Consider the following 12,751-nt stretch of genomic DNA (forward strand, 5'->3'; position numbering starts at 1 on the left):
AGGATGAGGTGAAGGCGTAACATGATAGATATTACAGTGAAACAAGATATGCGTGAAATGGCTAAGCGACTCCAGGAACTTAGGGGGTCTCTTTGACTTAGATCTTAAGCAAGAGATGATCGCCAACTTCGAAGAGAAGATGACAGCACCTGATTTCTGGGATGATAATGACCGGGCGCAAAGCACCATTGCGGAGCTGAATGCCGTTAAATCCGTAGTCGATGATTACAACCAAATGAATAATGAGCATGAGGATTTGTCTACCATGCTGGAATTGGCCGAGGAAGAGGGAGATGAATCCCTGGAGGCTGATTTGGCCAAGAGTGTGACTGCGCTTGTGAAGAAGGTAAGCGACTTTGAACTGCAGCTCCTTCTAAGCGAACCCTACGACAAGCTGAATGTAATCCTTGAGCTCCATCCTGGAGCCGGAGGCACCGAATCGCAGGACTGGGGCCAGATGCTCTATCGGATGTATACCCGCTGGGCCGAGAAGCATGGATTCAAGGTGGAAGTGCTGGATTATCTGGCAGGCGATGAAGCGGGCATCAAAAGTGTGACCATCTCCATCAAGGGCTATAACGCCTACGGGTATTTGAAAGCGGAGAAAGGCGTTCACCGTCTCGTGCGCATATCGCCTTTCGATGCCTCGGGACGCCGGCACACTTCGTTTGCCTCATGCGATATCATGCCGGAAATTGACGACACCATCGAAATTGATATTCGCTCGGAAGATCTGAAGGTCGATACGTATCGGGCCAGCGGCGCAGGCGGACAGCATATTAACAAAACGGAATCGGCTATCCGCATCACGCATATTCCGAGCGGCATCGTTGTATCCTGTCAAACTCAGCGCTCCCAGATTCAGAACCGCGAACGCGCCATGCAGATGCTCCGCTCCAAGCTCTATGAACGCAAGATCGAAGAGCAGAAGAAGCATTTGGCGGAGATCCGCGGCGAGCAATCGGAGATCGGCTGGGGCAGTCAGATCCGCTCTTATGTGTTCCATCCCTACAGCATGGTCAAGGATCACCGGACCTCTGTGGAGACAGGAAATGTGGGAGCCGTGATGGACGGCGATCTGGATATTTTCATCGACGGCTATTTGCGCAGCCAGATTCGTCACGAATAAACATAAACTTACACAATCCATGCATAGGCAAGGGCAAGAGTTCCGACACTGTTAAAGTGTTGGAACTCTTTTTTTGTTCAAATATAGAGAGTTTAAAATTCGGTCTGTATTTTGCTTGTTTTAATAGAGGCGCCGCCTGAGGACAGCACATCCGGGACTTCTGACACGGGATTCTTACAGCTCCGCAGAGACGTGAATATTGAACAGCCGCGTCCTCTTCCGCACAGGAAGATGCGAACATACAACCATATTATAAGTTGAGGATGGTATCCTCAATTTGAGAAGGAGGAGCCCCCATGATCGAAAAACAGCAAACGAGGAGCAGAAGCGAGACGTTCTCCCCGCAACGCAAAAAGCCAAACAAAGGTAACGGCAGCAGAGGCCGCTACTCGGAGGCAACGATCAACATCGCGCTCCTGCTGGTCGGCTCTCTGCTGATTGCGGCGAGCTTCAATCTGTTTCTCGTTCCGCTGGGTATCGCATCAGGCGGGGTGTCCGGCATCTCCATCCTGGTACAGCGGGCGACGGGATTCCCGCCGGCGTTTACGCAGTGGGCGATCAATGTGCCGCTGTTTCTGCTGGGTCTGTGGCTGCTGGGCGGTCGTTTCGCGATGAAGACGGCGCTGGGTTCGTTTGTTTTGCCGCTGCTGGTCCTCCTGACCTCACACTGGCCGGCTCCCACGGACAACGCGCTGCTTGCGGCGATCTATGGCGGCATTGGTGTCGGGGCAGGTCTGGGCCTTGTTTTCCGCGGGCGGGGGTCCACGGGCGGACTGGATCTGGCGGCGCAGCTGCTGCATCGTTATACAGGCATGCGCCTGGGGCTTGCCGTGGCTTGCTTTGACGGTTTTGTCATCGCCGCTGCAGGAATATTGATTGCGCCTGAGAATGCGCTTTATGCGCTGATCGGCTTATATGCGACGAGCAAGACGATTGATTTTGTCCAGACCGGAATTGCGATCTCCAAGGTGGCTTTCATTATTACCGATTGCCCGGAAGCCATCATCCAGGTGGTGCTTCATGATTTGGACCGCGGACTGACCAGGCTTGACGGCCGCGGCGGATTCACCGGCGATGAGCGCTCCGTGCTGATGGTAGTGGTTGGGCGGGGTGAGGTGTCCAAGCTGAAGCAGCTGGTGAAGGCGGTTGATCCGAAGGCTTTTGTCATCATCAGCGATACGGCGGAGGTTCTGGGGGAAGGCTTCAATTTGCCCTGAAACAAGCTGTGGCGACCAGGAATTTAGTATTGAATTATTATAATTATGAATGTATAATAATACAAAAACCTGGCTATTTCCTCTGTCTCTCGCTTCGTGTAAAATGGATAGTTAGGAAGTTAGCGGATGGGAGAGGGCATGTATGGGTTCAAAACTGAAAACAGCCATTATTGGTTCTACCGGCTATGGGGGCGTGGAACTGATCCGGCTGCTCGCCAGCCATCCACTGGCAGAGGTGACATCAGTCATATCCTCGTCGAGCGCAGGATCGCCAATAGCCGAAGGTTATCCTCATTTAACAGAAATTCGCACCGATTTGCTTGATGATGTGGATCCTGCACTTATCAAAAGCAAAGCGGATGTTGTTTTTATAGCGACACCCTCCGGAATCGCCAGCAAGCTGACGCCGTCGATGCTTGAAGCAGGACTCAAAGTGATTGATCTCTCCGGCGATCATCGTTTGAAGTCACCCGAAGTTTATGAAACCTGGTACAAAAAAACACCTGCCTCCCAGAATACTCTGGATCTTGCCGTATACGGGCTTGCGGAAATATACGGCGATGCGGTGCGCGATCAGACGCTCATCTCAAACCCCGGCTGTTATTCGACAGCCACGCTGCTGGGTTTGATTCCAGCCGTTAAGGCGGGCTACATAGATCCGGCCACGATTATTATTGATGCCAAATCCGGTGTATCCGGAGCAGGGCGCGGCGTTAATCTGGGTTCGCATTATTCCGAGGTTAATGAAAATTTCAGCGCTTATAAACTGAATAAACACCAGCATAATCCCGAGATTGAGCAGGTGCTCTCAGCGGAAGCCGGTTATCCGGTCGTTACCACATTCTCCACCCATTTGGTGCCGATGACCAGGGGCATTATGAGTACGATGTATGCCACGGTCAAGGATGGAAGAAGCACCGATGAGTTTATTGCATTTTACCGCAGCTTTTATGAAGGACGACCTTTTGTCCGCATTCGCCAAGAAGGAACCTGGCCTTCCACGAAGGAAGTATGGGGATCCAATTACTGTGATATCGGCTTCGCCGTTGACGAGCGGACGGGGCGGGTAACCATCGTATCGGTCATTGATAATTTGGTCAAGGGCGCGGCAGGGCAAGCCATCCAGAATTTAAATCTGATGATGGGCTGGGACGAGACGCTTGGCCTGCAATTTGTACCTGTTTATCCGTAAGCAATCATTCATCTATCCACCTGAAGAAGGAGACTCGATCAAATAATGGGACAGGGGAACATAGCGGCCGCCTACACGGTTGTGCCGGAGGGCTCGATTACAACTCCCAAGGGCTTCACGGCGGGAGGTCTTCACTGCGGCCTGAAAAAAACGACGCGCAATGACTTGGGAGCAATCGTCTGCGAGGTGCCGGCTGCTGCAGCTGCCGTGTATACGTTGAATGCCTTTCAGGCAGCTCCGATTGCGGTAACCCGCGAAAGCATCGGCTCAGGCGGCGTACTGCGCGCCGTCATCGTCAACAGCGGCAACGCCAATGCCTGTACGGGCAAACAGGGCGATGCCGACGCTTATGAGATGCGCAGCCATTTTGCTGAAGCCATTGGCGTGCCGTCCGATCAAGTCGCCGTCGCTTCGACGGGGGTCATTGGCGAGCCGCTCAAGATGGACCGCGTCCGCCAGGGCATCGCGGAGCTTCCGGCGAGGCTGGCTGCGAGCAGCAGGGGCGGGGATGATTTCTGCCAGGCGATTCTGACAACGGATCTGGTGAAGAAAGAGGTCTGCGTTTCGGTCATGGTGGACGGCAAACCCGTTCACATTGCCGGAGCGTCGAAGGGCTCTGGCATGATTCACCCCAATATGGCAACGATGCTGGGATTCGTCACCACGGATGCGATGATCGGCAGTGCGGCACTGCACACCCTTCTGCGTCAAGTGACGGATCTTACTTTCAATATGATTACGGTGGACGGCGATACTAGCACCAACGACATGCTTTTGGCAATGGCAAGCGGCCTGGCGGGCAACCGGGAGCTGGATGAATCGCATCCGGATCTTGCGGCGTTCTCTTCCGCGCTTCGCTATGTTTGTGAGGTTCTGGCCAAAGCGATCGCACGCGATGGCGAAGGGGCAACGAAGCTGGTGGAGGTTCAGGTGAGCGGTGCGGTATCGGATGCTGCGGCGCAGGCCATCGCCAAAACCGTCGTCGGCTCGTCCCTTGTGAAGTCTGCGATCTTCGGCGCGGACGCCAACTGGGGCCGCATTATTGCCGCAGTCGGCAGGGCCGGCCAGCCGGTCAATCCGGATACGGTCGATATTCGGCTGGGGGACATTGTGACGCTTGCAGAGTCGCGGCCGGTCGCTTTTGACGAGGAAGCGGCGCTGGAATATTTGAAGGGCGATACGGTTGTCATTTATGTCGACCTGCATATGGCTGAAGGCTCCGCAATTGCTTGGGGCTGCGATCTGACCTATGATTATGTGCGCATTAATGCGGCATATCGGACTTAAGGGAAAGGAACGAGCGGATTATGAAACAACGGTTTGTCATGAAATGCGGCGGAAGCACGCTTGCCGCGCTGCCTGATTCTTTTTTTGATGATTTGCGCGGGCTGCAGGAGAAAGGCGTGAAGGCGGTTATCGTGCACGGAGGCGGTCCGGCGATTTCCGAGACGCTGCAGAAGCTTGGCATTGAGAGTGAATTTGTAAACGGTCTGCGCAAAACCAGCGAAGAAGTGCTGGATGTCGTGGAGATGGTGCTGAGCGGACGCATTAACAAGGAGATTGTCCGTAAAATTCAGCAAAGCGGCGCCAAGTCTCTTGGCCTCTCTGGCGTGGACGGCAAGCTGATTCAAGCACAGCCGGTTGCCAATGCGGCTGAAATCGGTTTTGTAGGTGATGTGACGCAGGTGAACGCATCCATTATCGAAGGTGTCATGGATATGGGCTACATACCGGTTATTGCTCCAATTGGTATTGACGAGGCCGGTCAACGCTACAACATCAATGCAGATACCGCAGCCGGTGCGGTAGCCTCCCATCTTGGGGTGGAACGGATGATTGTCGTGACCGACGTTCCGGGGATTCTGAAAACCGTGGACGGAGAGAAACGGGTGCTTTCTTCGGTCACAATCGAAGAGATAGAAGCCATGATTGCCAGCGGCGAGATATACGGGGGCATGATTCCGAAGGTGCGCGCAGCCATTCAATGCATACAGGGACGCGTGCGCGAGGTTGTTATTGTCAGCGGCGATGAACCTGGCGTGCTGAGCAAAGCGGTGCTGGAGGGCGGAATCGGAACGCGCATCGTACAGTCCTAGATTATCAGGCACCAGGCGGGCTCGGCAGGACGCTATAATATTCATGAAAGAGGTGTGCCAATCATGAGCGATGTCAAAAAAACAGCAGCGGATGGTCAGAAGACAGGCGGAATCGGAACGAAATTACAAGAGCAATCCGCGGCTAGCCCTCAGGCTGGCTTGAACGCTCAAGCCGCAGGAAGCGTGAACAGCTCGCTGCTTCCAACCTACGCCCGATATCCGATCACGCTTGTCAAAGGCGAAGGAAGCTGGCTGTGGGATGATAAAGGGAACAAATATCTCGATTTCATGTGCGGTCTGGCCGTTACGAACCTGGGCCATGCCCCTCAGCGCATCAAGGAAGCGTTGATCAAGCAGCTGGATGAGCTGTGGCATGTGTCGAATTTATTCCATATTCCAAACCAGGAGGCAGCGGCGAAGCTGCTGACTGACAACAGCAGCGCGGATGCCGTATTCTTCTGCAACTCCGGCGCCGAGGCGAACGAGGCGGCGATCAAGCTGGCCCGCCGCTACCATCAGAAGGTGGCCGGCACCGGACGCTATGAAATCATCACCTTTGAACAATCCTTTCACGGGCGCACGTTGGCAACGCTGACGGCTACGGGCCAGGAGAAGGTCAAAGAGGGCTTTGGCCCGCTGCCGGAAGGGTTCCGCTATATTCCGCTGCATGATATCGAAGCGCTGGAAGCAGCCATTACAGACAAAACAGCAGCTATTATGCTGGAAACAATATTGGCCGAAGGCGGCGTAATACCTGTCGAGCCGGCATTTATACAGCATGTTGCGAAGCTGTGCAAGGAGCGCGGCTTGCTCCTGATCATCGATGAGATTCAAACCGGAATGGGCCGTACGGGCAAACTGTTTTCATTTGAGCATTATGGCATCGAACCGGATATCTTCACACTTGCCAAAGGATTGGGAAGCGGCTTTCCAGTGGGCGCTATGCTGGCGAAGGGCCATCTTGTCGAAGCATTCAGCGCCGGCAGCCACGGTTCCACGTTTGGCGGCACTCCGCTCGCAACGGCAGTGGTCAAGGCAACGGTCGAAACCATCGTAGGCGATAATCTGTCCGCCCGTGCTGCGGAGATGGGAGATTACCTGATCGCCCAGCTTCATGACAAGCTTGACGGACATCCGCTGGTTCAGACTATCCGCGGCAAAGGGCTGATGATCGGGATCGTCTGCAAGGAGCCGATCGCAGCGTTAATTGCGGAAGGACAGAAGCGCGGTCTGCTCGTCGTGAGCGCCGGCCCTAACGTGATCCGTCTGCTGCCGAACCTGCTCGTATCCCGAGAGGAGATTGATCAAGCGGTGTCACTGCTGGCCGCCATCTTTGCGGATCAGACGGCTACGGCTTAATCAAGAGAGTCACAGAAGGGAGCAACAGCTATGCAGCAAGCATTGAATGAACAATTAGCGGTCAACCTCAAGGGGCGCGATTTCCTCGCTTTGGCCGACTACAAGCCAGAGGAAGTCCGCTACCTGATCGACCTGGCCATAGAGCTTAAGAATAAACAAAAAGCGGGCGAAATCTACCATCCGCTTCAAGGCAAAACACTGGGAATGATATTTGAGAAATCCTCAACCCGTACCCGGGTATCCTTCGAGGTCGGGATGTACCAGCTTGGGGGACATGCGCTGTTCCTGAGCGGCAATGATCTGCAGATCGGACGGGGAGAGACTATCTGGGACACGGCACAGGTGCTGTCGCGTTATCTTGACGGCATTATGATCCGCACCTTCGCACACCGCACGGTTATCGAACTGGCACGTGGAGCGACTATCCCGGTTATAAACGGCTTGACGGACGCTTCCCATCCTTGTCAGGCGCTGGCCGACTACCAGACGGTGCTGGAGCATAAAGGCCGCCTGGAAGGCCTGAAAGTGGCCTACATCGGGGATGGCAACAATATGGTGCACTCCCTGCTCATGGGGGCTGCCAAGCTCGGCATGCACATGTCGGTAGCGACTCCCGAAGGCTACGAGCCGGATGAAGAGATTATCCGCTCGACGAAGGATATTGCTTCGGAGACGGGCTCGCGCATTCATATTTGCTATGATCCCAAAGAAGCGATTGCCGATGCAGACATTGTATACACGGATGTTTGGGCGAGCATGGGCTTTGAAGCGGAGCAGAAGGACCGCGAAATCGCTTTTGCCAATTATCAGGTCAACGAAGAGCTGGCCAAGTATGCGAAGAAGGATTTCTTGTTCATGCACTGCCTGCCTGCGCATCGGGGCGAAGAAGTGAGCGAAGGCATTATCGATGGCAAGCATTCTATTATTTTCGATCAGGCTGAGAACCGTCTGCATGCGCAAAAAGCAATTATGGCTGCCATTATGTAGCATTCTACAGACAGAGACACAAAAGGCTTCGAATCCGAGAGGGACGCGGATTTGCCAGCCGGGCATTTAGAACAGCGGAGTGCATGCAGACATTTTTTTTCACTTATAAGGAGTGTTAACTTACACAATGGCAAAAGACAAAATAGTATTGGCATACTCGGGCGGTCTGGATACGTCCGTTATCTTAAAATGGCTCAAAGAAACCTATGATGCTGAAATTATTGCCTTTACGGCAGATATTGGGCAAAAGGATGAGCTGGACGGCCTGGAGGCCAAGGCGCTCGCTACTGGAGCCTCCAAGGTTTATATCGATGACCTGCGCGATGAGTTCGCACAGGATTTTATTTATCCGATGTTCCAGGCTGGAGCTTTGTATGAAGGCCAATACCTGCTGGGCACATCGATTGCCCGCCCGCTGATCGCCAAAAGAATGGTCGATATCGCCCGTGCGGAAGGCGCTACGGCCATCGCACATGGCGCTACGGGCAAAGGCAACGACCAGGTCCGCTTCGAATTGACGGCTGCGGCGCTTGCGCCGGATATTGAAGTGATCGCGCCATGGCGCATCGAAGAATTCCGCCAACAGTTCCCGGGACGCGCTGAGATGATCGCATACGCCGAGAAGCATAACATCCCGGTTCAGGCCTCGGCGGCCAAACCGTACTCGATGGACCGCAATCTGCTGCATATCAGTTTCGAGAGCGGCTTGCTGGAAGATCCGTGGTTCGATCCGAGCGCCGACTCCAATAGGGATATGTTTGTTTTGAGCGTTGCCCCTGAGGATGCGCCGGACCAAAGCGAGTACATTGAGCTGTCATTTGATGCAGGCAGCTGCACCGCGATCAATGGGGAACAATTGAGTCCGCTTGCCGTGATGGAGAAGCTGAATGAGCTTGGAGGCAAACATGGTATCGGGCGCGTTGACATGGTGGAGAACCGTTTCGTCGGCATGAAGAGCCGCGGTGTATACGAGACTCCGGGCGGCACCATTCTGTTTGCGGCACACCGCAAAATGGAATCGCTGACGATGGACCGCGAGGTTATGCATCTGCGTGATTCGCTCATTGCCAAATACGCGACGCTGGTATACAACGGCTTCTGGTTCGCTCCCGAACGCCTTGCCATGCAGGCGCTCGTGACGGAGAGCCAGAAAAATGTAAGCGGCGTTGTCCGCCTGAAGCTGTATAAAGGCAATATTATCGGAGCAGGGGTAAAAAGTCCGGTCAGCCTATATAATCCGGATATCGCCACTATGGAAGCCGATCCTTCCAAAGCGTATGATCAAGGCGATGCTACTGGTTTTATCCGTCTGAACGCGCTGCGCCTGAAAGTATCCTCCGGTGTGGAGCAAAGCAGGAAACAATAATAAGTGAAAAAACATCACGTTTAGGTCGGACTATTAGGCATTTCGGTAGTCCGGCCTGCGTTGTGTTCGGAATGAACGCGATGCAAGAGGTGAAATGATAAAGGGGTGTACCAGCAGTGAGTAAATTGTGGGGCGGCCGGTTTACCAAGAAAACCGACCAATTGGTAGAGGAATATACAGCGTCGATCATGTTCGATAAAGAGCTGGCTGAAGAGGATATTCAGGGGAGCATTGCGCATGTGACGATGCTCGGCAAGCAGGGAATTCTGTCTGCGGATGATGTGGAGAAGATCAAGGACGGGCTGCATCGCGTCATGCAGCGCATCCGCCGCAATGATATCGAGTTTTCGATTGCCGACGAAGATATTCATATGAATATCGAGAAGACGCTGATCGACGATGTGGGCTCAGTGGGCGGCAAGCTGCACACCGGGCGCAGCCGGAATGATCAGGTTGCTACCGATATGCATCTTTACCTGCGCAAGCGCGTGGTTGAATTCGTGGATTTGCTGGGCAAGCTGCAAGCGGCGTTGACCACACAGGCCAAAGCCAATCTGGATACGATTGTTCCCGGCTACACTCATTTGCAGCGGGCGCAGCCTATCCTGTTCGCGCATCATTTGATGGCATATGTCTCCATGTTCGGCCGGGATATTGAGCGGCTTCAGGACAGCTACAAACGCATCAATACGCTGCCGCTGGGCGCGGGGGCGCTGGCGGGGACGACGTTTCCGATTGACCGCCATTTTGTGGCCAGCCAGCTGAAGTTCGACCGTGTCTATGAGAACAGTCTGGATGCGGTCAGCGACCGCGACTTTATACTGGAATTTTTATCTCAGGCTTCGATTATAATGATGCATCTCTCGCGCCTTAGCGAGGAGCTTATCCTGTGGTCCAGCACGGAGTTTCGTTTCATAGAGCTTGACGATGCTTTCTGTACGGGGAGCAGCATTATGCCGCAGAAGAAAAACCCTGACGTTCCCGAGCTGGTCCGCGGCAAAACGGGCCGTGTATACGGCAACCTGGTCGGCCTGCTGACTGTGCTCAAGTCACTGCCGCTTGCCTACAACAAGGATATGCAGGAGGACAAGGAAGGGATGTTCGATACGGTTCGCACCCTGCAGGGGGCGCTTCAGTTGTTCGCACCGATGATTGCGACGATGAAGGTCAACAAGGACCGGATGCGCCAGGCCGTGAACCAGGATTTCTCCAATGCGACGGATATTGCAGATTTCCTCGTAGGCAAAGGACTGCCGTTCCGTCAAGCGCATGAGGTGATCGGCAAGACTGTGCTGTACTGCATCCAGCAGGAGAAGTATTTGCTTGATCTGACGCTTGAAGAGTTCAAGCAGTTCTCCCAGCTGTTCGATGAGCGGATCTACGACGTACTGCAGCCGGAGAATGTCGTCAATGCGCGCAACGTCTACGGCGGCACTGCCCGCACGCAGGTAGAAGAGGCGATCTCACGCGCCGAAAGCGAGCAGGAGCAAACTGCTGCATGGACGGTCGAATATATCGAACGCAGCCGTTAAGTGATGCCTCAACACATATAGATTTAACCAAAAGCTGTCCGGGGAATTTTTCTGCTTGAGCAGAAAAGCCCGGATAGCTTTTTTAAATACAAGTGTTTTATCCTTTGCTGATATTTTTGCGGAAGAAACTAACTTTGCCGCCAAAGGATGGCGATAGCCTCATCTTACTCCGCAACACCATCTTCAATTATCTGCTTGCCCTTGCGCACATTGTCAGTTCCGCTTCCCGACTTATCAGCAGAAACGCCATAGACGGCAGGCTGCGCCCGGTATGTATCCCGTGATATCCGCTCCCGCGATACAGTCTTGCCGTTCTTCGTCAGAGTGCGGTAGGTCTCTACGATGTAACCGGACTTGCCCGATGAAAGCAGGAGCCGTCCGCCGGGTGGAACGGCTTTGGAGGGAACCTCCCGAACGGGCGGATCTATGACCTTAACGGTTCTGGAATCGATGCTGTATTTCACATTTGCGGGCATGGTCCCGAACAGCTTCACGGTCAGCCGGCCGTTCTCGACAACGGTCCGTATGATCAGATGCTTACCGGTCGTATTTTTGAAACGGAAATTGATTGCGCCCTCGGCAAAGGTGGCGTCCTGTCCTTTGGGAAGATAAGAAACAGGAAGGGAGTGATTCCGCCGCTCCACCATTTCAAGGCCAGCAAGCAGGGCGGCATTGTACAGGGTGCTCGAGACCTGACAGATCCCTCCGCCGATGCCTGGCACCAGCTCGCCGTTCAGAATGACCGGAGCCTGCCGGTAACCGTATTTCTCCCTCGTCAGGGCAATGACCTTGTTGTAGTCAAATACTTCGCCGGGAGCCAGCTCCCAGCCGTTTAGCGTCTTGGCGGTCATGCTTACATTAAATGCGCGGCCGGCTCCGCTTGCGCTGAAGTCCGTCGTGAAGGAAATGATTTTCCGTTCCACTCCCTCATTCTTTAAGCGTTCCAGCGTCACATTGGGGGAAGCAACGCGTACGGCAAGCGGCAGCGTAATTCCGGCGGGGCCATTGGCAGCAGCCCCTCCACTGCCTTCCGGCCCCCCCTTGTCCGAATCGGGACCAGCCTTCAGACGATTATTCCAATCTTTGGCGAGGAGTTCCTCTACTGCCTTCTGCGCCTGTGCGAACAGCTTCTCCGTATCCAGCCGGTACGCGTTGGAATGGGGCTGATAGACCACTTTGTCATCGTTTGTAATGGTCCGCTTGGCATTGGCCGGTTCATTGGCGTCCAGCCATCCCCACTGCCCGCGGATCTTGTTCATAAATACGGTTTTATTCCAGCTAAGCTGCCCGGTCAGCTCCTTGGGAAAATGCCACCTGAACTTCGCCCTCTCCCAGACGCTTCCCTCGTGCAGCTTCATGAGGGCTTGTTTGGCTTCCCCCAAGTCGACGACCACGCCCATGTCGGCCAAAGTCCAGATGCGCTGCTGCTGACCGGATTCATTGGCTTCGATGCGCAGAGGAAGGCTCATAACGTTGTTCATTCTGTTGTCCAATTCCTGAAGGGCCGTATCGATGTTCAGTCCGCCGAGATCGACGGTTTCGGTATTCTTCAGAACGATTGCCCCGTCTGCCGTCTTCGTTGTCCCTGGATCATGTCCAATCAGAATAACGCCGCCAGGAACGGTATCTCTGGAAGCATAAATCCATAGGTAGCCCCACCCGGCGGAGCATACAAGCAACAGGGCAGAGGCAAGGATCAAGGCCAAATGCAGTTTCTTCATATCCACAATCACCCCAGGTCTGCAATTCATACATGTATATGCGAATAACCCGCGCTTCTTTCCTCGGGTTTTCCGAAAGCCAAAGGGAGCAGACAAATTGTATAACGCCAATACCCACCTGGGAGAAGGCAGGTTTTTCCTTTTTAATGTCG

10 protein-coding genes are annotated in these 12,751 nt (G+C 54.1%); 9 read left to right on the forward strand and 1 reads right to left on the reverse strand.

Annotated elements, in window-relative coordinates:
- Positions 1 to 21: 21 nt before the first annotated feature.
- The 9 genes from prfB to argH all read left to right on the forward strand — a co-directional run bounded on the left by prfB (position 22) and on the right by argH (position 10,878).
- Positions 22 to 1,129, forward strand: a protein-coding gene (prfB, locus tag ACFOLF_RS19800; RefSeq protein ID WP_210038980.1) for a peptide chain release factor 2 whose coding sequence is annotated in 2 segments (ribosomal slippage) — positions 22 to 93 and positions 95 to 1,129 — 1,107 coding nt in all. Because the reading frame shifts where the segments join, the coding sequence is not laid out codon by codon here.
- Positions 1,130 to 1,425: 296 nt separating this feature from the next.
- A complete protein-coding gene (locus ACFOLF_RS19805; RefSeq protein ID WP_210038979.1) occupies positions 1,426 to 2,346 on the forward strand; it encodes a YitT family protein in 921 nt (306 codons plus the stop codon).
- A 142-nt stretch (positions 2,347 to 2,488) separates the two neighbouring features.
- A complete protein-coding gene (gene argC / locus ACFOLF_RS19810) occupies positions 2,489 to 3,538 on the forward strand; it encodes an N-acetyl-gamma-glutamyl-phosphate reductase (protein WP_379114472.1) in 1,050 nt (349 codons plus the stop codon).
- A 45-nt stretch (positions 3,539 to 3,583) separates the two neighbouring features.
- Entirely contained in the window at positions 3,584 to 4,825 is a 1,242-nt protein-coding gene (gene argJ, locus ACFOLF_RS19815) for a bifunctional ornithine acetyltransferase/N-acetylglutamate synthase (protein WP_210038978.1), read from the forward strand.
- 20 nt (positions 4,826 to 4,845) lie between these two features.
- Positions 4,846 to 5,634: an acetylglutamate kinase gene (gene argB, locus ACFOLF_RS19820; protein WP_210038977.1), complete on the forward strand. Its 789-nt coding sequence runs from the start codon at positions 4,846 to 4,848 to the stop codon at positions 5,632 to 5,634.
- Positions 5,635 to 5,697: 63 nt separating this feature from the next.
- A complete protein-coding gene (locus ACFOLF_RS19825) occupies positions 5,698 to 6,993 on the forward strand; it encodes an acetylornithine transaminase (RefSeq protein WP_210038976.1) in 1,296 nt (431 codons plus the stop codon).
- Positions 6,994 to 7,023: 30 nt separating this feature from the next.
- Complete coding sequence (gene argF / locus ACFOLF_RS19830) at positions 7,024 to 7,980, forward strand: ornithine carbamoyltransferase (protein WP_210038975.1); 957 nt, start codon at positions 7,024 to 7,026, stop codon at positions 7,978 to 7,980.
- A 127-nt stretch (positions 7,981 to 8,107) separates the two neighbouring features.
- Entirely contained in the window at positions 8,108 to 9,346 is a 1,239-nt protein-coding gene (locus ACFOLF_RS19835) for an argininosuccinate synthase (RefSeq protein ID WP_210038974.1), read from the forward strand.
- A gap of 116 nt (positions 9,347 to 9,462) precedes the next feature.
- Complete coding sequence (argH, locus tag ACFOLF_RS19840) at positions 9,463 to 10,878, forward strand: argininosuccinate lyase (RefSeq protein ID WP_210038973.1); 1,416 nt, start codon at positions 9,463 to 9,465, stop codon at positions 10,876 to 10,878.
- 164 nt (positions 10,879 to 11,042) lie between these two features.
- Here the strand turns inward: argH and ACFOLF_RS19845 are convergent, their stop codons facing one another.
- Positions 11,043 to 12,599, reverse strand: a complete 1,557-nt coding sequence (locus ACFOLF_RS19845; protein ID WP_210038972.1) for a VanW family protein — start codon at positions 12,597 to 12,599, stop codon at positions 11,043 to 11,045.
- Positions 12,600 to 12,751 lie beyond the last annotated feature (152 nt).

The organism is Paenibacillus sepulcri (assembly GCF_042647105.1).
GTDB classification, from domain to species: Bacteria; Bacillota; Bacilli; order Paenibacillales; family Paenibacillaceae; genus Paenibacillus_Z; species Paenibacillus_Z sepulcri.